Origin of the sequence: Sulfuricurvum sp. (genome assembly GCF_028712165.1) — a bacterium.
GTDB lineage: Bacteria > Campylobacterota > Campylobacteria > Campylobacterales > Sulfurimonadaceae > Sulfuricurvum.
Window position 1 is genome coordinate 26629 of sequence record NZ_JAQTQR010000009.1, and the last position, 25163, is coordinate 51791.

General features: G+C 37.6%; 31 protein-coding genes and 2 tRNA genes. 26 read left to right on the forward strand and 7 right to left on the reverse strand.

The window, feature by feature from the left end; all coding sequences use genetic code 11:
- The first annotated feature begins 25 nt into the window (after positions 1-25).
- From PHP90_RS02605 to PHP90_RS02645, 9 genes are all read left to right on the forward strand, one after another.
- Complete coding sequence (locus PHP90_RS02605) at positions 26-484, forward strand: LPP20 family lipoprotein (protein WP_299924797.1); 459 nt, start codon at positions 26-28, stop codon at positions 482-484.
- Positions 433-837 (forward strand): hypothetical protein, encoded by a 405-nt coding sequence (locus PHP90_RS02610; protein WP_299924800.1) that lies wholly within the window; start codon positions 433-435, stop codon positions 835-837. Before PHP90_RS02605 ends, PHP90_RS02610 begins: the two co-directional genes overlap by 52 nt.
- 9 nt (positions 838-846) lie before the next feature.
- A complete protein-coding gene (locus PHP90_RS02615) occupies positions 847-2001 on the forward strand; it encodes a sigma-54 dependent transcriptional regulator (RefSeq protein ID WP_299924803.1) in 1155 nt (384 codons plus the stop codon).
- Positions 2002-2115: 114 nt separating this feature from the next.
- Positions 2116-3144 (forward strand): aspartate-semialdehyde dehydrogenase, encoded by a 1029-nt coding sequence (locus PHP90_RS02620; RefSeq protein ID WP_299924806.1) that lies wholly within the window; start codon positions 2116-2118, stop codon positions 3142-3144.
- 2 nt (positions 3145-3146) lie between these two features.
- Complete coding sequence (locus PHP90_RS02625) at positions 3147-3671, forward strand: YqhA family protein (protein WP_299924809.1); 525 nt, start codon at positions 3147-3149, stop codon at positions 3669-3671.
- Positions 3664-4707: a uroporphyrinogen decarboxylase gene (gene hemE, locus PHP90_RS02630; protein ID WP_299924812.1), complete on the forward strand. Its 1044-nt coding sequence runs from the start codon at positions 3664-3666 to the stop codon at positions 4705-4707. The genes PHP90_RS02625 and hemE overlap by 8 nt, the downstream gene beginning before the upstream one ends.
- A gap of 2 nt (positions 4708-4709) precedes the next feature.
- Positions 4710-5648 (forward strand): radical SAM protein, encoded by a 939-nt coding sequence (locus PHP90_RS02635; protein WP_299924815.1) that lies wholly within the window; start codon positions 4710-4712, stop codon positions 5646-5648.
- A 57-nt stretch (positions 5649-5705) separates the two neighbouring features.
- Positions 5706-5780, forward strand: a tRNA-Asn gene (locus PHP90_RS02640).
- 25 nt (positions 5781-5805) lie between these two features.
- A tRNA-Asn gene (locus PHP90_RS02645) sits at positions 5806-5880 on the forward strand.
- 68 nt (positions 5881-5948) lie between these two features.
- Here the strand turns inward: PHP90_RS02645 and PHP90_RS02650 are convergent.
- Entirely contained in the window at positions 5949-6377 is a 429-nt protein-coding gene (locus PHP90_RS02650) for a MarR family transcriptional regulator (protein WP_299924818.1), read from the reverse strand.
- 17 nt (positions 6378-6394) lie between these two features.
- Complete coding sequence (locus PHP90_RS02655; RefSeq protein WP_299924821.1) at positions 6395-6790, reverse strand: hypothetical protein; 396 nt, start codon at positions 6788-6790, stop codon at positions 6395-6397.
- A gap of 97 nt (positions 6791-6887) precedes the next feature.
- Here PHP90_RS02655 and rfbA point away from each other — a divergent pair, with 97 nt between their 5' ends.
- The 9 genes from rfbA (at position 6888) to PHP90_RS02700 (ending at position 14224) form a co-directional block, all read left to right on the forward strand.
- Complete coding sequence (gene rfbA / locus PHP90_RS02660; RefSeq protein WP_299924824.1) at positions 6888-7754, forward strand: glucose-1-phosphate thymidylyltransferase RfbA; 867 nt, start codon at positions 6888-6890, stop codon at positions 7752-7754.
- Positions 7751-8764 (forward strand): dTDP-glucose 4,6-dehydratase, encoded by a 1014-nt coding sequence (rfbB, locus tag PHP90_RS02665; RefSeq protein WP_299924827.1) that lies wholly within the window; start codon positions 7751-7753, stop codon positions 8762-8764. Before rfbA ends, rfbB begins: the two co-directional genes overlap by 4 nt.
- Entirely contained in the window at positions 8761-9696 is a 936-nt protein-coding gene (locus tag PHP90_RS02670) for a glycosyltransferase family 2 protein (protein WP_299924830.1), read from the forward strand. Before rfbB ends, PHP90_RS02670 begins: the two co-directional genes overlap by 4 nt.
- Positions 9686-10078 (forward strand): GtrA family protein, encoded by a 393-nt coding sequence (locus PHP90_RS02675; RefSeq protein WP_299924833.1) that lies wholly within the window; start codon positions 9686-9688, stop codon positions 10076-10078. The genes PHP90_RS02670 and PHP90_RS02675 overlap by 11 nt, the downstream gene beginning before the upstream one ends.
- 111 nt (positions 10079-10189) lie before the next feature.
- On the forward strand, positions 10190-11395 hold the full coding sequence (locus PHP90_RS02680) for a 3-deoxy-D-manno-octulosonic acid transferase (protein ID WP_299924836.1): 1206 nt from the start codon (positions 10190-10192) through the stop codon (positions 11393-11395).
- A complete protein-coding gene (locus PHP90_RS02685; protein WP_299924839.1) occupies positions 11396-12148 on the forward strand; it encodes a polysaccharide pyruvyl transferase family protein in 753 nt (250 codons plus the stop codon). It abuts the gene before it with no gap.
- 9 nt (positions 12149-12157) lie between these two features.
- Entirely contained in the window at positions 12158-13135 is a 978-nt protein-coding gene (locus PHP90_RS02690; RefSeq protein ID WP_299924842.1) for a glycosyltransferase, read from the forward strand.
- Between the two features lie 17 nt (positions 13136-13152).
- Positions 13153-13818: a hypothetical protein gene (locus PHP90_RS02695; protein WP_299924845.1), complete on the forward strand. Its 666-nt coding sequence runs from the start codon at positions 13153-13155 to the stop codon at positions 13816-13818.
- Positions 13745-14224, forward strand: a complete 480-nt coding sequence (locus PHP90_RS02700) for a glycosyltransferase (protein ID WP_299924847.1) — start codon at positions 13745-13747, stop codon at positions 14222-14224. The genes PHP90_RS02695 and PHP90_RS02700 overlap by 74 nt, the downstream gene beginning before the upstream one ends.
- A gap of 6 nt (positions 14225-14230) precedes the next feature.
- On the opposite strand, the gene PHP90_RS02705 is transcribed toward PHP90_RS02700, so the two are convergent.
- The 3 genes from PHP90_RS02705 to PHP90_RS02715 all read right to left on the reverse strand — a co-directional run bounded on the left by PHP90_RS02705 (position 14231) and on the right by PHP90_RS02715 (position 17762).
- Positions 14231-15313: a glycosyltransferase gene (locus PHP90_RS02705; protein ID WP_299924850.1), complete on the reverse strand. Its 1083-nt coding sequence runs from the start codon at positions 15311-15313 to the stop codon at positions 14231-14233.
- A 76-nt stretch (positions 15314-15389) separates the two neighbouring features.
- Positions 15390-16310: a glycosyltransferase family 8 protein gene (locus PHP90_RS02710; protein ID WP_299924853.1), complete on the reverse strand. Its 921-nt coding sequence runs from the start codon at positions 16308-16310 to the stop codon at positions 15390-15392.
- Between the two features lie 360 nt (positions 16311-16670).
- The gene (locus PHP90_RS02715) at positions 16671-17762 is read right to left on the reverse strand and encodes a hypothetical protein (RefSeq protein ID WP_299924856.1); all 1092 of its coding nucleotides are present in this window, start codon (positions 17760-17762) and stop codon (positions 16671-16673) included.
- A 230-nt stretch (positions 17763-17992) separates the two neighbouring features.
- On the opposite strand from PHP90_RS02715, the gene PHP90_RS02720 reads away from it, so the two are divergent.
- Genes PHP90_RS02720 through PHP90_RS02755 form a run of 8 tightly spaced genes read left to right on the forward strand, consistent with a single transcriptional unit; the run spans position 17993 to position 22938 of the window.
- Positions 17993-18967, forward strand: a complete 975-nt coding sequence (locus tag PHP90_RS02720) for a WavE lipopolysaccharide synthesis family protein (protein ID WP_299924859.1) — start codon at positions 17993-17995, stop codon at positions 18965-18967.
- Positions 18967-19599 (forward strand): hypothetical protein, encoded by a 633-nt coding sequence (locus PHP90_RS02725; protein ID WP_299924862.1) that lies wholly within the window; start codon positions 18967-18969, stop codon positions 19597-19599. The genes PHP90_RS02720 and PHP90_RS02725 overlap by 1 nt, the downstream gene beginning before the upstream one ends.
- Positions 19592-20227, forward strand: a complete 636-nt coding sequence (locus PHP90_RS02730; protein ID WP_299924865.1) for an HAD family phosphatase — start codon at positions 19592-19594, stop codon at positions 20225-20227. Before PHP90_RS02725 ends, PHP90_RS02730 begins: the two co-directional genes overlap by 8 nt.
- The gene (locus tag PHP90_RS02735; RefSeq protein WP_299924868.1) at positions 20224-20952 is read left to right on the forward strand and encodes a glycosyltransferase family 2 protein; all 729 of its coding nucleotides are present in this window, start codon (positions 20224-20226) and stop codon (positions 20950-20952) included. Before PHP90_RS02730 ends, PHP90_RS02735 begins: the two co-directional genes overlap by 4 nt.
- Positions 20946-21281: a nuclear transport factor 2 family protein gene (locus PHP90_RS02740; RefSeq protein WP_299924871.1), complete on the forward strand. Its 336-nt coding sequence runs from the start codon at positions 20946-20948 to the stop codon at positions 21279-21281. Before PHP90_RS02735 ends, PHP90_RS02740 begins: the two co-directional genes overlap by 7 nt.
- The gene (locus PHP90_RS02745; protein WP_299924874.1) at positions 21278-21613 is read left to right on the forward strand and encodes a hypothetical protein; all 336 of its coding nucleotides are present in this window, start codon (positions 21278-21280) and stop codon (positions 21611-21613) included. The genes PHP90_RS02740 and PHP90_RS02745 overlap by 4 nt, the downstream gene beginning before the upstream one ends.
- Positions 21609-22340, forward strand: a complete 732-nt coding sequence (locus tag PHP90_RS02750; protein WP_299924885.1) for a glycosyltransferase family 2 protein — start codon at positions 21609-21611, stop codon at positions 22338-22340. The genes PHP90_RS02745 and PHP90_RS02750 overlap by 5 nt, the downstream gene beginning before the upstream one ends.
- 49 nt (positions 22341-22389) lie before the next feature.
- The gene (locus tag PHP90_RS02755) at positions 22390-22938 is read left to right on the forward strand and encodes an acyltransferase (RefSeq protein ID WP_299924877.1); all 549 of its coding nucleotides are present in this window, start codon (positions 22390-22392) and stop codon (positions 22936-22938) included.
- Here PHP90_RS02755 and PHP90_RS02760 read toward each other — a convergent pair.
- Both PHP90_RS02760 and PHP90_RS02765 read right to left on the reverse strand, forming a co-directional pair.
- Positions 22922-23983 (reverse strand): glycosyltransferase family 9 protein, encoded by a 1062-nt coding sequence (locus tag PHP90_RS02760; RefSeq protein ID WP_299924879.1) that lies wholly within the window; start codon positions 23981-23983, stop codon positions 22922-22924. The two genes, PHP90_RS02755 and PHP90_RS02760, sit on opposite strands and share 17 nt — an antisense overlap.
- Positions 23980-25002 (reverse strand): glycosyltransferase family 9 protein, encoded by a 1023-nt coding sequence (locus PHP90_RS02765; RefSeq protein WP_299924882.1) that lies wholly within the window; start codon positions 25000-25002, stop codon positions 23980-23982. Before PHP90_RS02765 ends, PHP90_RS02760 begins: the two co-directional genes overlap by 4 nt.
- Positions 25003-25163 lie beyond the last annotated feature (161 nt).

Consider the following 25163-nt stretch of genomic DNA (forward strand, 5'->3'; position numbering starts at 1 on the left):
TTCCAAACCCCTTCAAGGAACCAGAATGAGACTATCTGCTGCTCTCGCCCTTTTGCTCAGTGTAACTGCACTGCAAGCGGGTATTTTTTCGAGTGATGAATCCTCTGAACAAAAAGTCAAATGTGTCTACAGCGGCACCGATGGCAATTGTGTTGAACCGATTTTACGATCGCAAAATGAGCTTGTTATCACCGTCACAGGTCAAGGCGTTGCCCCATCCGTCACATCCTCTCCTGCCCAAGCGTATGCACTCGCTAAACGTGCCGCAATGGTGGATGGATACCGTCTCATCGCAGAACGGGTCAAAGGGGTACAGGTCGAAGGCCAAGACACCATCAAAAATATGATGCTGCAACAATCCAGTACCAAAACATCGGTCGAAGCGATCGTTCGCGGAGCCAATATTCTCAATACCACATTCAAAGAGGGCCTGTGCGAAGTCGAAATGGAAATCGCCCTTTCGTATTCACGAGTCTTACACTAATCTCGATCCTCTCTTACGGAGCCGAAAACTATTATATAGGATATCGGCTCACCACTAAAAATGCTCAGCCTATTGAAGAGACTTTTTCCCTCTCCAAAGCAATGCAGCCCTGTCCTAAAAATCACGGATCTGCATTATCGCTTCAACGCCATGACGATGAATCTCTTGAAATGGTTCTAAACCGTGATCGAACCCTCTTTTTAGAGTATGCCGCTTCACAGGATTTTCGTCTCAAAAGCGATGAAACCCTCACCTCTACCCAACTTAAAAGCATTCAAACCCTCACCCTTCCGACACAATGTTATGCAGTCGAGTTTAATGGAGACTTGGTTACAATCACCCTACTCAAATAAGGGGGGCGAATGAAAATAGCCATTGTCGAAGATGATATCAATATGCGTAAATCACTGGAGATCGCGATGGGCGATTATGCTAAATACGATGTTCATACCTTTAAAAGCCCTCGAGATGCCCTTAAAAAACTAGACGATTCTTTCGATCTGATCATCAGCGATATCAATATGCCTGGTATGGATGGGATTGAGTTCGTTAAAACACTCGGAGGCAAATACGAGGTAATTATTATCACAGGCAATGCAACCCTCACCCGCGCTATCGAATCTATCCAACTGGGTGTTAAAGATTTTCTCCTCAAGCCTTTCGAAATTGAAACCCTGATTACAGCGATTGAACGCAGTATGACTGTGAGTAAAAAAACACCCAAAGATTCATCACTGCCTACTCCAACCAATAGCACCTTTTTAGGCAGTTCTCCTGCATTAGACAAACTTCTCAGCCGTATTGCCAAAGCCGCAACCACCGATGCCAGCATTATGCTGCTCGGAGAGAGCGGTGTCGGAAAAGAACTCTTTGCCCGTCACATTCATGAAAGTTCATCCCGTGCTTCCAAACCTTTTGTCGCGATCAATATGGCAGCAATCCCGGACAATCTAATAGAGAGTGAACTGTTCGGTTTTGAAAAAGGTTCCTTTACCGACGCATGCGAAAGCAAAGCAGGACAATTCGAACTGGCCGAAGGCGGAACCCTTTTTCTCGATGAAATCGCCGAAATGCCCTACCCTCTCCAAGCTAAACTGTTACGCGTTTTGCAAGAGCGCGAAATTCGCCGTTTGGGTGCTTCCAAAAACACCAAAATCGATGTCCGAATTATCACGGCAACCAATGCCGATCTTCATACCAAAATTACCGAAGGGAAATTTCGCGAAGATCTCTATTACCGTCTAAACACTATCCCCTTGCATATTCCTCCGCTACGCGAACGGCGCGAAGAGATACTCTCCATCGCCGAATCGGTACTCATCCAAAACTGTGCCCAATACGGGTTTGAGACCAAATCATTTACACTCAGTGCCCGTAATGCATTGGAACAATACAACTGGCCCGGAAATATCCGTGAACTTATCTCAGTTGTCGAACGTTCTGCTATTTTGAGCGACGGAGCTATAATCGATACCGAAGACCTTTTTTTAGAAGCACGGGGATTGGGGAGGATATAAAGCTTGCCTCTCTTCAGAGCCAGAATAATTTCAATCCCCTACAAGCCTTCATTCGATATAATCGCGTAAAAATATTTACGGGTGACTTCTATTCATCCCCAAGGAAAGCTTCCTATGAAACGTTATAACGTTGCTATCGTCGGTGCCACCGGTGCTGTCGGAGAAGAAATTTTACGCATTTTCGAAGAGATCGATTTTCCTCTTGCCAAACTTGTCCCTTTGGCCAGTGCACGCAGTGCAGGAAGTACCGTTACATTCAATGATAAAGAACTCGTAATTAAAGAGTTGACACCAACCGTATTTGATGAAGAAGCCATTGAAATCGCTCTTTTCAGTGCCGGCGGCAGTGTATCGGCAGAATTTGCCCCTTATGCCGCTGCGGCAGGTGCAGTCGTCATCGATAATACCAGTCATTTCCGTATGTATGAGGACGTCCCTCTTGTCGTTCCTGAAGTCAATCCTGAAGACATCGCACAATGGCGCAACCGCGGAATCATTGCAAACCCGAACTGTTCTACCATCCAAATGGTTCAAGCACTCAAACCTCTCGATGATGCATACGATCTGCAACGTATCGATGTCAGCACCTACCAAGCTACCTCAGGTGCAGGTAAAACAGCTATGGAAGAGTTAGTTGAACAAATGCAGGCCTTTTTTGCATTTAAACTCGATAGTGTGGAACCTAAAAAATTCCCTCACCGAATCGCCTTAAATGCTATTCCGCAAATCGATTCATTCACCGATAACGGCTATACCAAAGAAGAGCTCAAAATGGTGAATGAGACCCAAAAAATCATGCACAAAGAGATCGAAGTGAGTGCAACCTGTGTCCGTATCCCGACATTGCGCGGTCATGCCGAAACACTGACTCTTACGTTTGACGGTGCGGTTGATGCTAATGAAGCACGAGAGCTTTTACGAAAAGCTCCAAATATCATTATTATGGACACTCCGGAAGAGAGTATTTATCCAATGCCGTCACTGTGTATGGATCAAAATGAGACATTCGTAGGACGTATCCGCAATGATATCTATCGAGAAAATGTACTGCACATGTGGGTTGTAGCCGATAATCTACGTGTCGGAGCTGCCACAAATGCCGTTCGAATCGCCCAAAAATGGGTAGAAATGCAAGGAGAATAATCATGAATTTGATCGAAAAAATATTTGAACACGGACTTTGGAACTCACGTTTCATCATCGTCTTAGCGGTAATTTTCGGTCTTGTCGGGGCAGTTTTACTCTTTGCGATTGCCAGTATTGATATCTTCCAAACTGCCGGATACGTTATCAATACCTATGCAACCCATGCGCATCCGGAACACTTTCACGAAGAAATTGTCGGCGGTATTATCGGTGCGGTTGATTTATATCTCATCGGTGTCGTTATGATCATCTTCTCTTTCGGTCTGTATGAACTCTTTATCTCTGATATTGATCCGGCAAAAGACGAAGATGGGAAAGAAAATCAACTTTTGGCGGTTCACTCTCTGGATCAACTCAAAGACAAGATTTCAAAAGTCATCGTGATGGTTCTTGTCGTCGGTTTTTTCCAAAAAGTAGGACATACCGTATTTACTGGTGCGTTAGAACTATTTTATCTTGCACTCTCGATCACGGCCGTTGCCGTCGGTCTTTATTTTCTTAGCAAAGTAGGTCATCATGAGTAAGATTTTCGTAGATGCGTGTTTCGGGAAAGAGACACCTTATACCCCTGTATGGATGATGCGTCAAGCAGGACGTTATCTTCCGGAATACATGGAAGTTCGCAAACGTGCCGGAAACTTTTTAAACCTTTGTCATGCACCTGATATGGCAGCGGAAGTAACCATCCAACCTGTAGATATAGTCGGAGTGGATGCGGCGATTTTGTTCAGCGATATTCTGGTCGTTCCGAACGAAATGGGGATGAAACTCGATTTCATCAAAGGGGAAGGTCCTGTTTTTGAAAACCCTGTTGCAACGGAAGAAGATTTAGATGCACTTATCGGTGGAGATGAAGCGGCATCTAAACTCACCTATGTCTACGACACCATCAAAATTTTAAGAGCGCAGCTCGATGCACGTGATGACAACAAAGCTCTTATCGGATTTACCGGTGCACCATGGACACTGGTAACCTACATGATCGAGGGGCAAGGGACAAAGACGTACAACATTTGTAAAAAAATGATGTATTCAAACCCTGAACTTCTCCATAAAATCCTCCGTAAAGTGACCGAAGTGGTTAAACTTTACATGGAAAAACAGATTCAGTCAGGTATCGATGTCGTACAAATCTTCGACAGCTGGGCTGCTGCAATCGAACCGAGTAAATACGATGAGTTCTCATGGAGCTACATGGTGGAAATCGCGGAGTATTTAAAAGAAAAATATCCGCATGTTCCGGTTATTATGTTCCCGAAAGGGATCCCGGCATTTTTGGACAAAGTGTACGGAAACTTCGATGTGTTCGGAGTCGACTGGAGTACCCCTATGGCGTTAGCCAAAGAAAAACTCGGGGATCGTTACGTTCTCCAAGGAAATATGGAGCCATGCCGTTTGTACTCAAAAGAACAAACAACCGCGTGCGTCGAAGCAATCCAAGAGATCATGGGCGGCAAACGTCATATATTCAATCTCGGTCACGGAATTCTCCCGGATGTACCTGTTGAAAATGCTCAGCATTTTGTCTCTGAATGCCAACGTGTGAGCAAAAAAGCCTGATTATGTCTACCATATTCGGACCTGTGCATTCACGCCGTTTCGGCGTTTCGCTCGGGATCGATCTCTCGTCTAGGGTTAAACAATGCAATTTTGACTGTCTCTACTGCGAACTTGCCCCTGCACCCGCAATGATACATCAGCATACCATCACTCCCGTAGAAGCCGTTATTGCGGATTTAAAAGAAGCTCTGGCCAAACACCCCTCTATTGATGTCATAACGATCACTGCAAACGGCGAGCCGACCATGTATCCCTATTTAAATACACTGATCGAACAAATCGACACGATCAAAGGGAACATTCAAACCCTGATTCTCTCTAACAGTGCCTGCCTGAACGATGAGAAAGTTTTCAATTCTCTTTTAAATCTGGATCAAGTTAAACTTTCGCTCGATGCGGCAACTCCCGAAACATTCAAAAAAATCGACCGTCCGGCTGAAGGGATCGAGATTGGTGAGATCATCGCAAGTATCACACGATTTTCTCATGTATTTAAAGGAAAGCTTTTTTTGGAAATATTGTTCGTCAAAGGGATCAATGATTCCCTCAGTGAAATAGAAGCGCTTAATAGTGCTTTACTCGGGATTCACTGTGAACGTATCGATATCGGCACGATCGATCGTCCTCCGGCATATGCAGTTCAAGGATTGCGTTTTGAGGAGCTGTATGCTCTCTCGCACCATTTTGATCCGACACTTCCGATTCATATCGTTTCACGTACCCATGCACAAGCAACTCCGAGCAGTTACAGCGATAGCGATATCCTATCAACACTCGATAAGCGTCCGCTCACCCGTGATGATATCGATGCCCTCTTTGATTCTGAATCTAAAGAACGCTTCCAAATTCTCCTGAATCAGGGGAAAATTCTCCAAATCGAACGTTCAAACGTAATCTTTTTCACTCCAAGTGAAAATATAAACCGAAAACGCTCTAAATAACCCCGTTTTTATTGACAATTTAGCCTTCATAACGTATAATTACGCCCTCATAAACATTCCGGATTAGCTCAGCGGTAGAGTAGGTGACTGTTAATCACTTGGTCGCTGGTTCGAATCCAGCATTCGGAGCCATTTTATGATACTTCTATTTTTCTGTTCCGGATTAGCTCAGCGGTAGAGTAGGTGACTGTTAATCACTTGGTCGCTGGTTCGAATCCAGCATTCGGAGCCACTTTTTTTAGCAAAAACCCCTATCTTCTTGGGATTTTATGCACTACTTTTTTTATTCTTTTACTGTTTTTAACTTTTTAAATTCTGATACATCAATTCCAGTAAATTGGCCAATTCTTCTTTTTGCTTTTTATTAACCCCATTTAACGCTTTATCCATAACATTCTCACCCATTTGAATCAGAACATTTCTAAGCTTCTCTCCTTCCGGAGTTATTTTAATAATATAGGCTCGTCTATCGTTCTCTTTCGGTACACGTTTTACAAGCCCTTTTGCCTCCAGTTTATCCAGCATCAGAGTAAGGTTGGATTGTTCAAAATAGGTGTCTTGGGCTAACTCTTTCTGTGTACAGTCATCTTTTTCGCTTAATCGGATTAAAATCACGCGATGGGCATAAGAAAGGTCATATGGTTTGAGTACGTTTTCAAACTCTTTTTTGAGTACGTTTCTCACCTTTGCTATGAGAAACACGATTGACTTATCCGATTCAAAACCCATAAAAATCCTTTTTGCCCTTATATTCGATTTGTCTCCGCATCATAATGATCACATTCATAACCCCTGAACCCTTCTACCATTCGGACGATATTTTTTATCGGTGTCGGATTAAATAAACGACGAATATGATGATTATTCACACAATCTTCACATCTCGGTATAACACATTGGATAGCATCGCTAACGACCAAAATAGACTGATCAGGACTTATCTGAAGAATATGATCGATACATTGTTGGCCGTTTTCGATATTGTGATCAATAATGACAACATCATATTTCCCTTTTTGATAGGTGATAAAAACTTCACCCAGTGTAGAAGCAGTATCAACTGTTCCCTTTATCGCTTCTTCTAACAACATTTTCCGGGTTTGAAGCTGAAAGCCGCTTCGATCTATCATTAATAATTTCATGTTGTTATTATTGCGAAAGAACCGTTAAAGTTGATTAAACCGATCTACAATCTTCTTTGACTATAATTACTTTAAATATGAGTTTAGCGGAGGCAGTATGAAAGGGATTATTTTAGCGGGTGGTTCAGGAACTCGACTTTATCCGATCACTAAGTCAATTAGTAAACAGCTTTTACCAATCTATGACAAACCCATGATTTTCTATCCTCTATCTGTTCTGATGCTGGCTGGAATACAAGAAATATTAATTATTTCTACACCCCAAGACATCGGTAAGTTTGAAGAGATGCTTGGAGATGGTAGTTTATGGGGATTAAAACTAAGCTATAAAATTCAACCTTCTCCCGACGGATTGGCCCAAGCATTTATACTTGGTGAAAACTTTATCGGTAATGACACTGTATGTCTGATTCTCGGTGACAATATTTTCTACGGACAAGGCTTTTCTCCTTTACTAAGAGAATGTGCCAATCTAACAAACGGAGCAGTAATTTTCGGCTATCAAGTCAAAGATCCTTCAAGATTCGGCGTTGTAGAATTTGATGAAAACCGTAAAGCAATATCAATTGAGGAAAAACCTTCTAAACCCAAATCAAATTTTGCCGTTACAGGGCTTTATTTTTATGATAATCAAGTTATTGAAATTGCTAAGAATGTTAAGCCATCAAATCGTGGAGAATTGGAAATTACATCTATCAATGAAGAATACCTCAAGAAAGGAGAGCTTAGGGTTGAACTTTTAGGTCGTGGATTTGCATGGCTTGATACAGGAACTCATGATTCTCTACTTGATGCAGGTCAATTTGTCCAAACGATTGAACATCGTCAAGGATATAAAATTGCATGCTTGGAAGAAATTGCCTATAATCAAAAGTGGATTACCAAAGAAGAGGTACTTGAAATAGCAAAACCGCTTAGTAAAAATGGGTACGGTGAATACTTAAAAGCATTGGTCAATGAATGAATACTATCTTAGTTACAGGATGTGCCGGATTTATCGGGAGTAATTTTGTTCCTTATTTTCTTCGGAAATATCCTGAAATCCAACTTATCAATCTTGACCTGCTTACCTATGCCGGAGATATAACTAATCTTTCAGAAATCGAAGGCAATGAGCGCCATATCTTTGTTCAAGGGGATATATGTGATCGAACTTTGGTTGAATCTCTTTTCACACAGTATGACATTCGTGGTGTAATTCACTTCGCCGCAGAAAGTCATGTTGATAACTCGATCAAAAATCCCGGTGTATTTATCCAAACAAATGTCAATGGCACCTTTACCTTAATCGATGTCGCTTACAGATTTTGGATGGAAAAACCATTCATTTACAAACATGGGTATGAAGGATGCCGTTTTCATCATATTAGTACCGATGAAGTATATGGAACGCTCGGAGAAACGGGCTATTTTAACGAAGAGACTCCCTATGCACCCAATTCACCTTACAGTGCGAGCAAAGCGGGAAGCGATATGATCGTTCGTAGCTATCACCATACATATGGAATGAATACGGTCATTACTAACTGCTCCAATAATTATGGTCCAAAACAGCATGATGAAAAACTAATCCCGACTATTATTCGTAAAGCTCTTTCCGGAGAAAATATCCCTATCTATGGTGACGGTAAAAATATCCGTGATTGGCTTTATGTCCTGGACCATTGTAAAGGAATCGATCTGGTCTTTCACACTGGAAGAAACGGAGAGGTCTATAATATCGGAGGACGGAATGAGCATAATAACAATCAAATCGCCGAACGAATCTGTATATTGCTGGATACTCTAAAACCTAGAACAGATGGTGAAAGCTATAAACAGCAGATCACCTACGTCCAAGATCGTGCCGGACATGATCGACGTTATGCCATTGATGCGACCAAAATCGAGACAGAACTGGGATGGAAAGCAGATGAGAATTTCGATTCGGGTATCATTAAAACTATCCAATGGTATTTTGGAAAATATACATGAATCCAATAAACATACCTTTTATTTCACTTATCTGCCCTTGCTATAATGAACAAGAGGTTATCGGTTATTTTCTCTCCTCTGTTACCCCTATTTTAGAGTCGTTCAAAAAACCGTATGAGATTATCTTTATCAATGACGGCAGTCGGGACAATACCTTTAATGTTCTCCTGGATGCAAAAAGGGATTATCCCAATATCCGTATAATCAATCTCTCCCGAAATTTCGGTAAAGAAGCGGCGATGACCGCCGGAGTCGATGTGTGCCAAGGTGAAGTTGTCATTCCCATCGATGTCGATCTCCAAGACCCTCCCGAATTGATCAAAGATTTTATCCGAGAATATGAAAACGGCTACGATGTCGTGGTGGCAAGAAGGGTTGATCGGACGTCTGATTCTTTGGCTAAAAAACTGAGTGCGTCATATTTCTATAAACTGCACAATAAGATCTCACACGTTAGCATCCCAGATAATGTCGGCGACTATCGGCTGATGAGTCGAAAAGTAGTCAAAGAGCTTCAAAAACTCCCCGAGAACCAACGTTTTATGAAAGGGCTATTCGCATGGGTCGGATTTAAAACAGCGGTTGTCGAATACGTACGTCCGCCGCGCAAAGCCGGCAACACCAGTTTTAATGGTTGGAAGCTATGGAATTTTGCACTGGACGGTATCACCAGTTTTAGTACCGTTCCTTTGAGAATTTGGCTCTATATGGGAATGATTATCGCCTTTTTGGCATTTATCTATGGCAGTGTCATCATCGTCAAAACCCTAATTTACGGAATCGACAGCCCGGGATATGCCTCTCTTATCACCATTATCTTATTTATCGGCGGTATCCAGCTCATGGGTATCGGAATTTTGGGAGAATACATCGGGCGTATTTATATGGAGTCCAAACGCAGACCGGCATACATTATCGAAAATGAATATTAACGCGATGATTACAAAACTCTATCACAGCAAACTGATCCGTTATGCAGTGATAGGAGGAACTTCAACGCTGATCCATCTAAGCATCGCTTTTCTATGGCTCTATGCTGTTAACAAATCGTTCTTTTTTGCCAATGCTGCCGGATTTTGCGTTGCATATCTATTTTCCTATACGGTGCAATCACGGTATGTTTTTCTCCATCCCCTCTCCCTCCCAAAAGCATTTCGCTATTTTCTAGTTCAATTCGGAGCCCTTTTAGTCTCATTGTTTCTTTCTGATATGCTAGTTGGGTATAATAGTTATATAAAGACGCTCATCGTTGTTATACTGTTGCCATTGATAACATTTGTTATACATAAACTTTGGACGTTTCGTCGTCATTAAAGGAGACTTTTGCAGCCTAATATCCTTGAAAAAAACTTCACGTTTCTCTTTACTCTCGGATTACTAATTGGCTTATTTTTTTCCTTCCTTTACGCAGATCATCAGATACTGATGGGGGATCATTTTCAGATGCTCCAGAAAGGCTATCTCGGAGCCAAAAACGGTATATGGATGGGGTATGGGAATGCTGCCAGTGTCGTCGGAAATGTCCCCGGTACCCTCTCAGCATTGGTTATCGGCGTCCCTCTCATGGTATGGGATTCGCCATGGGCACCTATGGTATTTCTAATCACACTGCATTTGATCTCTTTTCTCCTCTTTGACTCTGTCATCAAACATATTTTTAACCCTACGATCCGTCTGGTGTTTTTACTTCTGTATTGGCTCAATCCATGGTTTTTATATGAAAGTATGCTCTATAATCCTTCGTATCTTTTCGTCTTTAGCGCTTTGCATTTTTGGTCGGCATATCACATGCGCGAAAATAAATCATTCGGCTATACCTTTATCCATGTTCTTTCGATAGCGATGGCGATGCAGCTGCATTATTCGTGGATTATCCTCGCACTGATTTCTTTCTATCTTTTCCTACGAGGTGTTATCAAAGTCAACTGGTTTGCGATTCTAAGTGCCCTGATTGTCACCGTAGCATCATTGATCCCCTATTTTCATGATTATCTCTCCCACCCCGAAATCCGACAAAATCCCGGAAACAAAGACGGAGCACGCTATATCGGATGGGGACTTGTGCACGTTTATCCCATCTTAAAGGCTATCCTCTACTGGTTCCGATATGCTTCATTCTTCTTTAGTAACAAAGAGATTCTCGGCACTACGTTCGATTGGATTTCGACTTCTGTACAAATACAAAAAGCGACAGTATTCTCCTACAGAGCGATCGTTGATATTATCGGTGTCATAACCGTTTGGATAGCCTTAAAAGCAAACGGCTATAGCTGGAAAAGCATTAAGCCTATCGCTTTTTCACGATCTGTACCTCCCTCACCGCTGCAGTGGCTACTGCTTTACAGTGTCGGTGCCTTTATCGCCATTATTATCAGTGCTGGGCTCTCACCGATCGTATTTAGTCACTGGCATCTGATTATCGCATTTGGATTTGCATTATTCCCGATTTTGGTTTTTGTCGATCACTACCGTCAAAATAATACCCAACGGTTTTTGGTGTACCTCCTCGCGACTTTTATTTATTTCGGGTGTGTCAATCTGATCGCGGCAAATGACGGTGAAAAGTTTTCTCGAAAAGTAAACTATCAAACCCAAACGATTGAATACATTCAAACACAATTGAGGTATTAAGTGCAAAAAGAATTTTTATTACTGGAAGAAGTGATAAAAGAAAAATCCAAAGATGGACCAGTTTATTATATAGCCAACCCCGGAAATTACGGAGACTCCCTGATACGCTATGCGACGCTAAAATTTTTTCGTGACATCGGTTTGAATTTTACAGAATTAAAATCATTCAAAATGAAAAAGCGTGAATGGTGGCCTACCCTATTCCAATCCAATGCCACATTAATATTTGGCGGTGGCGGAGCATGGTGCAATTTATGGAATCATGAAAAGTTAGTAAAAAAGATAAGCAAACGTTTTAGACATGTCATTGTTTTGCCCTCTACTTATGAAATAACTCCCTCCATTTCCAACGCAACGTTTTTTTGCCGTGGTAAGTTTGAGAGTAAAGAGTACCTCCCGGAAGCTTTGTTTTGCCATGATATGGCATTCTATCTAGGGAACATCTCAGCACCTGAGGGAAACGGAACCGGCTATTTTTTCAGGACAGATAAAGAGAGTGCCAACAAGGTGGAAATACCCCCATCAAACCATGATATCAGTGCTATAGGAGATCATAACACACCGATTTATTCTTTTTTCGATGAGCTTGCACAATTTTCCATTATAATGACAGATCGATTGCATGTTGCTATAGCATCCAGCCTGATGGGCAAAGAAGTACATCTATATGCAGGTTCTTATTTCAAAAACAAAGAAGTTTTTTTGTCTACTTTAAAAGAATATTTCCCTAATGTTCTTTTTCATAACGGTTAAAGGCTTTTAATGGCTCCAAAAGTAAGTGTTATCCTCCCCGTTTATAATGTTGCAGCATATCTCGAAGAGTGTCTGGATTCTATACTCTCACAAGATCTAAACGATATCGAAATTATCTGTGTCAATGACGGCAGTACCGATACTTCTTTAGAGATACTCCAGCATTACGCGTCTAAAGATTCAAGAATCATCCTTTTCAACAAAGAGAATAACGGAGTGGGCAGTGCTCGTAACACCGGTTTGCAACAAGCAAAGGGGGAGTACATTTTCATCTCTGACAGTGACGACTACCTGCTTAAACCGACTGCTTTATTCCTTCTATACACTACTGCGTCCGAACAAAATTTAGATATTTTGAGTTTCGATTTTACCTTGGTCGGTGAAATAGAAAGCGAATATCGCTCGAAAAGCAAAGCAAATATCATCAGTGATGGAAAAGAATTTTTAATACAGAGTGACAATATCGTGATGGTATGGAACAAGCTGTATAAACGAAGCTATCTCGATTCCATTCATTTTCTTTATGCTGAGATTATCTATGAAGATGATGAATCTCTGCCAAGACTTTATATCAATGCTTCGCGAGTTATGCATCTTGACACGCTCCTATACGCCTACCGCCAACGTTCAAACTCGATCATGAGACAAAAAATTTCTCTCAAACATTTTCATGGTCTTGCTGCTGTAATTGCAAGCTATAACACACTCTTCCAAAAAGAATCACACAGTGGATTTCGAAAATACCTCAAAAAACGCCTTTACGACTATCTCTTTCGATTCTATTATTTATCGCTCAATTATCGAGAATTCCCTGAAACGGCACAAATCTATAATGAGATCAAAAGGAATCTTTCCCTCTCAAAATTAGACCTGTTTTTTATCCATAATGATGAAAAATTCATCGTATCGACTCAAATAAAAAATGAAAACAAATTTGCCCACCCTATGATTTATACGTTCAGAAAACTCAGAAAAATATTTTTTTAATACGTTCAGGAGAGACTGTGTCAACCAAACAACCGACCGCTATTATTTGCCTCTCTCACCATTCCGGAGGGATGGAAATCGACAGTATCAAGTTAGCAAAAAAACTAAGTGCCCACGTTCCGATCACACTTATAGCCAAAACGAACTGCTTTATCGCAAATTCCAAAGACGACTATGCAGGGTATAACAATATTGAGCTCGAAACCATTTCTTTTCGATCTTCTATGAGTTTGTCAATCGTTTTAGGCGTACGGCGCATTGTGCAGGACAAAGGGATCAAAAATATAATTTTTTTCGGTGCAAGTGAACTCAAATCACTCTATTTCTCATTCCTTGGACTTGATATCAACCTCATCGTCCGCCACGGTACGACCAAGTCCCGCCCAAAAAAAGATTGGTTTCACCGTCTAATTTACAGCAACGTTAATACTCACATCTCTATCTGCAAACATTTGCAAAAAAATGTCGAACACATCATCCCTTTTGGGAAGCAGACCAAATCGGTCATGATCTATCCCTCTTTAGAACTTTCAAAGATCGAAAAAGCACCCCATGATACCCTTACTCTCATCCATGTAGGCAGAATTGCAAAAGGTAAAGGACAAGCCGATGCGATCCAAGCGTGTGAAATCCTCCATAAAAAAAGGGATCGATTTTATTTTTTATCTTGTAGGAGGATTTGATGCACGTTATGAACAACCGTTTATGGAACTCTATAATTCCCTACCCTACAAAGAAAAAATCATACTTGTCGGATTTACAAAAAATGTTTCCGAGTATTATGCAAAAGCCGATATTTTTCTCTTTCCGAGTCACGGAGAAGGTCTGAGTAACGCCTTTTTGGAAGCTCTTGCCAATAATTTGGTCTGTATCACTTATAACAATACCTCATTCCCTGAGCTCCAAAAACTTGGGTTATATTGTCATTTATGCGACAACCGAAATATCGAATCCGTCAAAAATACTTTATTGGAAAGTGGCACCCATCTTTCTGAAGAAATATCATCCGCTTCCGCTAACCGACAGATAATAGAACATATCTTTAACACAGAGCGAGTGATCAGGGATTACCTCACGTTGTTAAAATAAAAAACGTTACGGCTCCATTAATTCCATATATGTACGCATAATGGTTTCAGGCAAAAATCTATCCATCAACGTATTAGGGATAACATAAGGGTTACAATAGACCATCTGTAGAGCTTCCGAGAGTTTTTCTGCATTATTAATAGGAACCAAGTACTCTACAAGTGAGTCTGTCATAATTTCATTCGGTCCTGATTTGCAATCGGTACTGACGACAGGAGTCCCAAGCATCAACGCTTCTACGATAACATTACCAAAGCCCTCATATTCAGAGGACATTACCAGCATCTTTGCATTTTTTATGACTGGAAACGGATTCTGGATAAATCCGCATATTATCACCTTCTCTTTCACTCCAAACTCATCAATCCATGCGATGATCCTATCTCTCTGGTTTCCGTCTCCAACCAGTACCAGCTTTGTATCGAGGCCTGAGAAGGCAAATGCTTTTAGTAAAATATCATGACGTTTTGCCGGGTCAAACCGTCCGACATGGACGATATAGTCGTCCTCTTGAACCGGATTTGGTTCTAACGCCAAACGAGCTATACGCTCACGATCAATCGGGTTATAGATCGTTTGTATGGATTGAGGTTTAACCCCTATGGTCGTCAGCAGATCATCTTTGATCCCATCAGAAACTGTGATAATATTCAGCCCGTTGTAAATCTTGTGCAATGAACGTTTTTTAAAAAAAAGTCTTACCCCTTTTCGGTTTTTAAATGCGGTCTGGGAGAGTGTCGAATGGATACAATGATAGAGGTTCGGATGATTATATCCACGCATCAATCTCGTTGCTTTTTGCAATTCAACCAGTATCAAATCATACTCATAGCCGTTTTCTTTGATGAGATTATCTATCTTGCGATGGAGTTTGTTGCGATATCGTGTGTAATCCATAAACGATTTTTTAAAATCTAGGATATGAAGATTTATCTCACTCGGAATTCCCAATAGGACAACATTGTCACATACTATCAGATCCACATCATATCCGTTGTCCACAAATCTCCGGGCAAGCGTGAGGGTGATTTGCTCAGCCCCCCCTATTCCCATCGAATCAATAACGAATAAAATATTTTTATTCTGCAAATTTTATCCCATATATGTTTTTAGAAATTTTATCCGAAAGAGCTAAAAAGCGAGCATAAACAGTTTAAAATTATTTCTAAATATTGAGCAATTCCTTCAACTTCGCCTTAATCTTTCTTCTCTTTTGTTTAATCCGTGCTCTCCACTCTTTATATAAGACCTTCAGCTTATCTTTGTGTAAAGCTCCTGCCCATGGCGTTTGAAGCAGATATACCCCATATTCTACATTTGATGGATGTTTACATGTATAAGAGTCAGGCTTTATCCAGGTAAAATGGATGATATAAGGGTTATTAAGACACTCTTCAAATTCATTCTCTGAATAATCAGTCTGAATAAAAGATTCGAAATCGTATATATTTGCGATCTGGTTCCATTTTGGATGAAGAAGCTTCCATTTGTTTTGCAATATTACATTCAATGCGTCTTGATCATGAAAAAACATTCTCTCATGTTCATTGCTGGCAAATTCAAGAACCTTATGAGGAATATTATCCTCTCGCCATTTATTACAATTGATCAATAGCATACCGGAATTAAAATACGGTGCCGTTTCCGGCATACCAAGCGCACGGTTTCGACTCCGGTCCATCATAGGTTCCCGAACTGCCATCAAATACCAATCTTCGATATTGACATCATAAAGTTGGGAGATATCCTGCTTAATGAGCATGTCGCAATCCAAATAAAGCACTTTTCCAACATCTATAATATCAGGAATAAGTACTCGCGCATACGTAACAGGAGAAAGTATATGACCCCTCAAATATACTTTTTCAAAAAGAGAAGCATCTATTATAAGAAATTCAATTTCTTTTGCAAATTTTTCTACGATCGCTCGCAATCCCGCTTTATTTTTCTTACTCAGTTTGACAATCATGACATGAACAACAATCTCTCTAAGTGGATCAGCATGTTCCAAAAGAGAAAGTAGAGCAACGCTCAAATGTTTGACATAATTATCATCGCATCCAAATGCTATGTGAATCGTATCCAATTTTTATCCCCTCTCTACAAATGTTTGAAACGTTGCTAAAACAAGCTCAACTAATGGGATCGAACCATCCACATTATGTACATCGCTATGCATCTTAGGATTCAGTAAATACCGGTACGGAACGGCTGGAAAAAAGTTCCGACCGCTTTTATCGATCACTATCGTAAAAATAATACGCAACGGTTTTTAGTGTACCTCCTCCCAACTTTTATCTGTTTCTGGTGTATTAACCTCATTGCAGCAAATGACAGTGAACAGTTTTCTCGAAAAGTAACCTATCAAACCCAAACGATTGAATATATTCAGAGCCAATTAAATAAAGAATGACGATGATTACAGTACTTTATTAATAGCTTCCTTCTAAAGCAATCCATTTCGAATTAAAAAATTTGAAATATACCGTTTAATTTTATATCTCAAACTTGTTTTTATTTTTATTTTACAAGTAGAAGATTCCGATTCTATTGAATCAAAATAATCTATTAGCAATCCTTTAAAATACATACTGGCACACATTTCAACATCTTCCGCTTCGCCCCAAGCAATTTTATCATTATATGGAGATTCCAATATAATATTTTTATTAAAAATTGTCAAACCTCCATCAATATATGGGACCCTTTTTTGCATATAATATAAAAAATCATGAGTAATATTTCCAGCAGGAATTCCATCAACAGGATATTTTATAATATCATATGAAGTAATTAAACTAAAATCTAAATATTTTTCTTTAGACCCTTTTTGATCTACTAAAACTTTAGTGGTTGAAAGATCAAATTTTTTCTTGAATGTCTCCATCGCAAAATCTTTTGCATATAAAATACGAGTGTGACTGATTGCAACAATATTATATTTTGTTTGTAAAAATAAATAATTTTTTTTAGCCGTAATCAGAAATCTTTTATTCGAAGTTAAATCATAAGGTATATAGTATATATTTTTGGAGTTGAATTGTGTTAAATAATCATTAGCTTCAAAATTAGAAGGGCCACAAATTAAAATTTCATATTCATAGTGATTCAAATTGATATTTTCTAGAATGCTTAAAATTGAATTCGTCAATTGTTCTTCTTCATTATTAGCTGCACCGTAGATGATCCCGAATGAGAACCCATTATTGGTATATCTATCCTGAATTTTTTTAGCTTTTAAATATCCTTTCGAATCATCTAACTCAACTAATTCAATATCATCTCCTAAAGATTTAAAAAACTCTAATCTTACTTGCCAAAAGGCAATGCGTTTATGTGAAGCTTTTGAGTTTTTAGAAAAATCTTCCTCAATAATTAAACTTCCATTAATTTTTAATGCCCAAAAAGCATATTTTATTGCATATCGCATTACTCCTAAATACTTCAATAAACTAGTATCAATTACGACTTCGTCATATTGATCATAAACAAATTGAATGGTATAAATATCCTCTATAGCCCTAATAGTAAATTGCATTTATATAACCTTTTATATAATATTTTTTATTTGTTTTTCGTTGAATGCAATAATTACTTTCACTGTGATTCCAAATATACGATACATCTAAGTTCTCCATTCTTGTAGCTTATTTAAAAAAACTTAGAAAATAACTTTTTCTTTTCAGATTGATAAGGATATCATGCTACAATATGCAATTAAATTAAAAAAAACTATTTTTCTAAAATTATAGTCTATAAAGAATGACAATGGTTTCAACGAGTGATATTTCTGTTGTTGTACAAGGCCCTATTAATGAGTTTACAAGACGGACATTGCAATCAGTCCGTGAAATTTTACCTGGGGCTGAACTTATACTTAGTACATGGAAAGAAAGTGATCTAAAAAATCTTGATTATGATACGCTAAAATTAAATGATGACCCAGGAGGATATGAATTTTGCCTCGATTGTGGCCAATTGTATAATGTGAATAGATTGATTGTCAGTACACGTGAAGGTGTTAAAATTGCTAAAAGACGTTATGTACTAAAACTAAGATCTGATATGGAACTTCATAGCAATGATTTTATCAATTATTTTCATTCTTTTCCGACTAAAACGAAATATACATTTTTAAACAAAAAAATATTAATTGGAAATATATATACAAGAAATCCGCATCATAGTTACGACAAAATGCTTTTTCACATTGGTGATTTTTTTTATTTTGGTTTGAAAGAAGATATCTTAACGATTTTCGATATTGAACTAGCATCTCAAAATGTTGCTTTATACTTTCGAGATCATAAGTTCAATCCAAAAGAGAACACAAAAATATTTTGTAAATATTTTCCAGAACAATATATTTGGATTTCTTTTATACAAAAATTTCATCCAATTAATATAGAACATCGATTTGATTCAAACAAATATCTAATAGATTTACATGATAAGATACTAGTATCAAATTGTATTTTGATTGACTTAAAAAAAAGTGGCATTGATTGTTTAAAATATCCCATCAATAAAATAAAAGATAAAGACTTAATCTCTCAGAATGACTATATCTATCTTTATAATAAGATATGTAATGAGAAGATAGATTTAGAATCTTTTATATATTTTGCAACAAAAAAAGTCTTTTATTATATGAAACTTTTCTATATGGTGATAAAATACCCTGAACGACGAATCAGACACTATATAAGAGGTAAACTCAATAGGACAACAAAGAAGATATAATGATTATTCTCTCGCATCGAGGCTTCTGGAAAGAAGTGGATGAAAAAAACTTAGAAGTTGCATTTGAACGTAGTTTTTCACTTGGGTTTGGAACCGAAACTGATATCCGTGATTATAAAGGAGAGTTAGTTATCTCACATGATATCGCAAATGAAAATTGTATCAGTGTATTTAATTTTCTTGAAATTTATATGAGCTATAACTTATCTGTACCTTTGGCCTTAAATATTAAAGCTGATGGCCTACAAACTAAACTCAAAGAGTTATTGGATCACTTCAAAATTACTAACTATTTTGTCTTTGACATGTCAGTTCCTGATAGTTTAGGCTATATTAAACAAGGGATTAATACTTTTACACGCCAAAGTGAGTACGAAAAAGAACAACCATTTTATGAAGAAGCTTGCGGGGTGTGGCTTGATGAATTTCATACTCACTGGATAACGAAAGAAATTATTGAAAATCATCTTAAAAATAAAAAACAAATTTGTATAGTTTCTCCTGATTTACATAAACGAGATTACAAGAATGAATGGGTTCATTATAAAGAAATAGAAAAAGAGCTAGGGGTCATGAATCTTATGCTCTGTACTGATTATCCAGAAGAAGCAAAGGAATTTTTCTATGAGTAAAATTAAAGCCGTCATCTTTGATATGGACGGAGTATTAATCGAGGCAAAAGATTGGCATTATGAAGCCCTAAATAAAGCATTACAGCTTTTTGGAATGGAAATAAGCCGTTACGACCACCTCGTAACCTATGATGGACTTCCTACCAAAAAGAAACTAGAAATGCTTACTGCTGAACGAGGTCTTCCAAAAGGGCTCCATACGTTTATTAATGATATGAAGCAGCAATATACTATGGAAATCGTCTATGCCGAGTGCAAACCAAAATTTAATCATGAATATGCCCTTTCAAAGCTGAAAAATGCAGGGTATCATATGGCAGTATGTTCAAATTCTATCCGAAATACGATCGAAGTTATGATGCAAAAAGCCTCTTTAGAGTCCTATTTAGACTTTTATATCTCAAATCAAGACGTCACACACGGTAAACCTGATCCTGAAATGTATAATAAAGCAATCAGTAAAATGGGATTAGCCCCAGAAGAGTGTATGATTGTTGAAGATAATGAAAATGGAATCAAAGCTGCACGAGCAAGTGGAGCTCACGTCATGGAGGTTGAAACCGTTGAAGATGTTAACTACGAGAATATTAGTCAACACATTAAAAAATTTGAAATGAGTATAAAATGATCAATATCCTCATTCCTCTTGCAGGAAGAAATCAATTTTTTCCTGAAACCGAGTACCCATATCCAAAATCATTAATCGAAATTAATGGTAAAACAATGATTGAACATGTTATTGATAATTTTGCTACAATCCAAAAAAAGAAACAATTTATTTTTATTGTTAATTCAGAAGAGTGTAAAAAATATCATTTGGATAATATACTTTACCTTTTGACCGATCATTCGTGTAAGGTCATTAAAATTGATCGAGAAACAAAAGGTGCGGCTTGTAGTGCCATGATGGCAATTGAGTATATTAATAACGAAATGCCGTTGATCATCACCAATGCGGATCAGATTTTTGATGAAAATCTAGGCGAGTTGATTAACCATTTTCATGGAAATGATGCCGGAGTTCTGACATTTGAATCCGTTCATCCTAGATGGTCATATGCTCGTGTTGATGACAATAAACACATCACTGAGACAGCTGAAAAACGACCGATTAGCAAACATGCAATTGCCGGTTTCTACTACTTTGCAAAAGGATCAGATTTTATTAACAGTGCAATGCAAATGATAAAAAAAGATGCTAATGTTAATGGAGTGTATTTTATTGCTCCGGTACTTAATGAAATGGTGCTGAGTAATAAGCAAATGAAAATTATTCCTATAGCAAACAATCACTACCATACTTTTTATACTCCTTCTAAAATCTATGAATATGAAAGAAATACCCAATGCTAAAAATATTGACCACTCAATACATAAAGGCTTTTGATACCAAAGACATAAAAAGTATCGAACAACTTTTATCAAAAACATTTGCATTGGAAGACCCGGTTGTCAAACGAATCGAAGGTAAAAGAGAAGTGTTAAAAGCTATCCAAAGTATATTTGATTCATGTGAGAAACTCAATTTCAAAGCAAAAAATATTTATCAAGATCATATGACAACTATTATTGAATTTATTTTACAACTTGATGAAACCATTTTAACCGGTACTGATATCATTGAGTGGAATGAGCAAAATCAAATGACTGAATTACGAGCATATCTGGATATCCCAAAATGAAAACAGCCAAACTTGAAGATATGATCAAAGGATGGTTTGTCGGTAACTTCGAACCGTCTCTTTTAAAAACAAACGATGTTGAAGTAGCAGTTAAAGAATACAAAAAAGGCGATTGTGAAAAACGCCACTATCACAAAGTTGCAACTGAAATTACCGTGGTTGTCAGCGGTCGCATTCGAATGAATGGTGTAGAATATTCTAAAGGGGATATCATCATTATTGAACCGGGAGAATCAACGGACTTTGAAGCACTTGAAGACAGTGTCAATTCCGTCGTCAAATACCCAGGTGCGACCAATGATAAATATTTAGGAGAACCCGCGAATGATTAATATTGTTATACCTATGGCAGGATTAGGTAGCCGCTTTGCTAAAGCAGGATACGAAAAACCAAAGCCGTTCATTGATGTAGCCGGTAAACCAATGATTGTACGGGTATTGGACAACTTGTCATATCCAGAAGCGCGGTATATCCTGATTGCAAGAAAAGAGCATATTGAAAAAGAGCAAGAACTTGTAAAACAAATCGAGCAAGAATACAATGCAATATTTATCCCTATTGATAAACTGACAGAAGGAACAGCCTGTACTGTCCTTTATGCTCGCAAATATATCAATAATGATTACCCTCTGTTGATTGCCAATTCTGATCAAATTGTCGATATAAATATTAGTGATTTCATTGATGATTGTATCAATAGAAATCTTGATGGTTCAATCTTAACCTTTATAGATGAGCATCAAGATCCAAAATGGTCATTTGCTAAACTGAATGAAAATGATCTTGTAAGTGAAGTAAAAGAAAAAGTAGTTATTTCGGAGTATGCAACTGTTGGTATTTATCTTTACTCAAAAGGTAATGACTTTATAAATGCAGCGATCGATATGATCATTGAGAATGATCGCGTTAATAATGAATTTTATACTTGCCCTACCTATAATTATGAAATCGCAGAAGGGAAGAAAATTGGTATTTTTAATATTGATTTCAAACAAATGCATGGAATTGGTACACCGGAAGATTTAAAGAGTTATTTAAAAAATGCAGCAATATTATGAAGGCTTTCTCGAATAAATTGAAATTTCACCAATTCAGTAGAGTTCTAAAATGATAGGAACACTTTTTTTTAAACGTTTGAGAAACAAAATTAAAATCCAAAAAAACAACCATATAACAATTGGTAATGATGTTGGATTATCCGGATGTACAATTATCATTAAAGGGCAAAATAATCATCTCATAATCAATGACGGTTCAAGACTAAGAAATATGACAATTGAAATTGTTGGGAATAGCTGTTCTATAAATATTGGAAAAAACTGTATCATTGGACAGGGATGCTATCTCAGTGCTAAAGAAGAAAATATTCATTTACAGATAGGTGAAAATTGTATGTTCTCACGTAATGTCAATATTTTAACTTCTGATGGGCATCCGATTTTTCACAATGAGACAAGAATCAATCCTGCTCAAAGTATCATGGTCAAAAATAAAGTTTGGCTAGCGGATAATGTAACCGTATTAAAGGGTGTCAGTATTGGTGAAAGTTCTGTTGTTGGAATACACTCGTTGGTAACAAAGTCCATGCCCTCAAATTCAATAATCGTAGGCATACCGGCAAAAGTGATCAAAGAAAATATTATTTGGAAGTCATAACTTTTAACAATTCTAAACACTTTTTTATTGTTTCTTCAGTACTGAATCCTTCAAGTGTATTTTCTTCTGTTGATGATGAACGAATAATTGCTTGCAATTCGCTTCGAGGGCCCCATTCTGATATGTGTTCATTATTATCACGATATATACCAACTATCGGAGTATTTATTGCAGAGGCTATATGGATGATACTAGTATCCGGCGTTATGACCAAAGTAAAAACACGCATGAGTTCTGCAACATCAAAAATCGAATCCGTTTGGTAAGATAATTGACAATTTAACAATTTATATTTTGAGATAATTGATTCTAACTCAAGACGTCTTTGAGGTAAAGACAACAAAATTATTTTGTAATCATTCAATCCTTTTATGATCTCAACAATTTGTTTTTCATATAAATTACGTGTTAAACTACTTGCATCCACATTCAATCCAATAATAATATTGCTCTTTACTGAATGAATAAATTGTTCTGCTCTTTTTGATTTTTCATAATCCTTTGGGAACTCCATTGTAGTATCAAAATGCTCAATATTGATTAAATACAATAAACCACATAATTCCTCTACCATGTGTTCTTTTCCAACATCAGGGGTATATACTTTATCATAAAAAGAAATTTCTTTTTTTTCTATACCATATCGTTTTTCAACTCCTAATCCAATTATCCATTTTGGGTTTAAAAAAAGGATTGTCATTGATTGATCAAATCTTAAAGGCATGGCATCAATAACCAAATCATAATTCCGAAATTTCATTTTTAAAATTTCTATCCATGTTTTTATAAACTGCCGTTTTTTATATTTTATAAATACTTTATTCACATAGGGAAGTTTTTCAAATAAAAAATCACAATGAATAGTAGCAAATACATCAATCTCAAAATGTGGATAGGCCTTCTTTATCTCACGCAAAAGAGGAAAAGCACATATAGCATCACCGATACGCGCATTTCTAATTACCAGAACACGTTTTACTTTTTTAGGGTCAAATACTTCTTTTCTTTTCCTAATCTGTTTTAATAACCAACCTTTCAAACTCATACAATGCCTCTAATTGTTTTCAAATGAACTGAAGCAATCTCAAAAACATCTTCGGGAGTCGGTACAGTATGATTTTCTCCAAAAGCAATCTCATGTAACCCATCTCTAGGCCAATAACGATAAGGAACCGTATTAAAGAAAATTCCAACAGTTGGAGTATTAACCGTGATAGCCATATTTCTCACACCAGTATCATTACAAATGACCATAGTAGCTTTTCCAAGATATTCCATCGCTTTTTCATACGGTAAAACTTCTTGTTTTTCAATATTGTTTAAATTGGAAAGCTGTTCAATAATATCATCAACTTTTTCATGCTGATCTAACCCATCAAGAAAAATATGTCTATAATGAGGGAAAGCGGTTGCCATTTTCCATCCAAGGTCTATAAAGTTATTTTTAGGCCAAGTTTTTCCATCATTCGAAGCACTGGTAAAATAAATAATATAAGGATTTGCATTATTCACTTCATAATTAGGAAATCCATAATCAAAAGGTCTCTGTGTTTTCGCTCCTAAAATACATAGTTGATGCAGCATTGTTTCTGTCTCTAAAACCAAATCTGAACGTTTGACAGTTACATGATAAAAAAAGTTTTCTAGACTTCGATAGGGAAAACCTATTTTTAAAGAAGCTTTATTTAAAATACAAACCCATTTTGAAACATTAGTATTTGCTAAATCGAAAATGATATCTTGATTTCCTAATTCTTTGATTTGATTAAAACGTTCAAAAATTGAAGTTTTTTTACCATTACGCACTTTTTCTACAACATGGATACTATCTACCATATCTACAGGTGCTCCGTAACTTCGGGTATCTATGAGGCTTAAAGTAATTTTTGCATTTGGAAAAAAACGTTTAGCTTCATTAATAAAAACGCGTGTTAAAACTTGATCTCCAATAGCACCATGACGTATAATAGCTATCTGGTTAACTTCTTCACGCTGAAGTGCTTGAGCATTTTTCCACCCTTTTTTTGATGCCCAGGCTGCGCCTCTTTGAAACCATAAATACATTCAATTCCCCTATATAACCTGTAAAATTTTTGCAAGTAACATAAACTGTTTTTGACTTTCAAACATTTCCATCGCTTTGAGTTGTCCCGCTTTTGCGAACTCAAAACGTATATGAGTATCATACGCAAGTCTCTCTAATTTAACGCTCAAATCATCGCTGT

Coding starts and splice junctions, on each gene's coding strand:
- PHP90_RS02615 (WP_299924803.1), top strand. CDS start 847: ATGAAAATAGCCATTGTCGAAGATGATATCAATATGCGTAAATCACTG.
- rfbB (WP_299924827.1), top strand. CDS start 7,751: ATGAATACTATCTTAGTTACAGGATGTGCCGGATTTATCGGGAGTAAT.
- PHP90_RS02745 (WP_299924874.1), top strand. CDS start 21,278: ATGAAAACAGCCAAACTTGAAGATATGATCAAAGGATGGTTTGTCGGT.
- PHP90_RS02730 (WP_299924865.1), top strand. CDS start 19,592: ATGAGTAAAATTAAAGCCGTCATCTTTGATATGGACGGAGTATTAATC.
- hemE (WP_299924812.1), top strand. CDS start 3,664: ATGAGTAAGATTTTCGTAGATGCGTGTTTCGGGAAAGAGACACCTTAT.
- PHP90_RS02655 (WP_299924821.1), bottom strand. CDS start 6,790: ATGAAATTATTAATGATAGATCGAAGCGGCTTTCAGCTTCAAACCCGG.
- PHP90_RS02625 (WP_299924809.1), top strand. CDS start 3,147: ATGAATTTGATCGAAAAAATATTTGAACACGGACTTTGGAACTCACGT.
- rfbA (WP_299924824.1), top strand. CDS start 6,888: ATGAAAGGGATTATTTTAGCGGGTGGTTCAGGAACTCGACTTTATCCG.
- PHP90_RS02620 (WP_299924806.1), top strand. CDS start 2,116: ATGAAACGTTATAACGTTGCTATCGTCGGTGCCACCGGTGCTGTCGGA.
- PHP90_RS02670 (WP_299924830.1), top strand. CDS start 8,761: ATGAATCCAATAAACATACCTTTTATTTCACTTATCTGCCCTTGCTAT.
- PHP90_RS02690 (WP_299924842.1), top strand. CDS start 12,158: ATGGCTCCAAAAGTAAGTGTTATCCTCCCCGTTTATAATGTTGCAGCA.
- PHP90_RS02635 (WP_299924815.1), top strand. CDS start 4,710: ATGTCTACCATATTCGGACCTGTGCATTCACGCCGTTTCGGCGTTTCG.
- PHP90_RS02755 (WP_299924877.1), top strand. CDS start 22,390: ATGATAGGAACACTTTTTTTTAAACGTTTGAGAAACAAAATTAAAATC.
- PHP90_RS02760 (WP_299924879.1), bottom strand. CDS start 23,983: ATGAGTTTGAAAGGTTGGTTATTAAAACAGATTAGGAAAAGAAAAGAA.
- PHP90_RS02720 (WP_299924859.1), top strand. CDS start 17,993: ATGGTTTCAACGAGTGATATTTCTGTTGTTGTACAAGGCCCTATTAAT.
- PHP90_RS02680 (WP_299924836.1), top strand. CDS start 10,190: ATGGGGGATCATTTTCAGATGCTCCAGAAAGGCTATCTCGGAGCCAAA.
- PHP90_RS02725 (WP_299924862.1), top strand. CDS start 18,967: ATGATTATTCTCTCGCATCGAGGCTTCTGGAAAGAAGTGGATGAAAAA.
- PHP90_RS02715 (WP_299924856.1), bottom strand. CDS start 17,762: ATGCAATTTACTATTAGGGCTATAGAGGATATTTATACCATTCAATTT.
- PHP90_RS02650 (WP_299924818.1), bottom strand. CDS start 6,377: ATGGGTTTTGAATCGGATAAGTCAATCGTGTTTCTCATAGCAAAGGTG.
- PHP90_RS02700 (WP_299924847.1), top strand. CDS start 13,745: ATGCGATCCAAGCGTGTGAAATCCTCCATAAAAAAAGGGATCGATTTT.
- PHP90_RS02675 (WP_299924833.1), top strand. CDS start 9,686: ATGAATATTAACGCGATGATTACAAAACTCTATCACAGCAAACTGATC.
- PHP90_RS02735 (WP_299924868.1), top strand. CDS start 20,224: ATGATCAATATCCTCATTCCTCTTGCAGGAAGAAATCAATTTTTTCCT.
- PHP90_RS02765 (WP_299924882.1), bottom strand. CDS start 25,002: ATGTATTTATGGTTTCAAAGAGGCGCAGCCTGGGCATCAAAAAAAGGG.
- PHP90_RS02740 (WP_299924871.1), top strand. CDS start 20,946: ATGCTAAAAATATTGACCACTCAATACATAAAGGCTTTTGATACCAAA.
- PHP90_RS02605 (WP_299924797.1), top strand. CDS start 26: ATGAGACTATCTGCTGCTCTCGCCCTTTTGCTCAGTGTAACTGCACTG.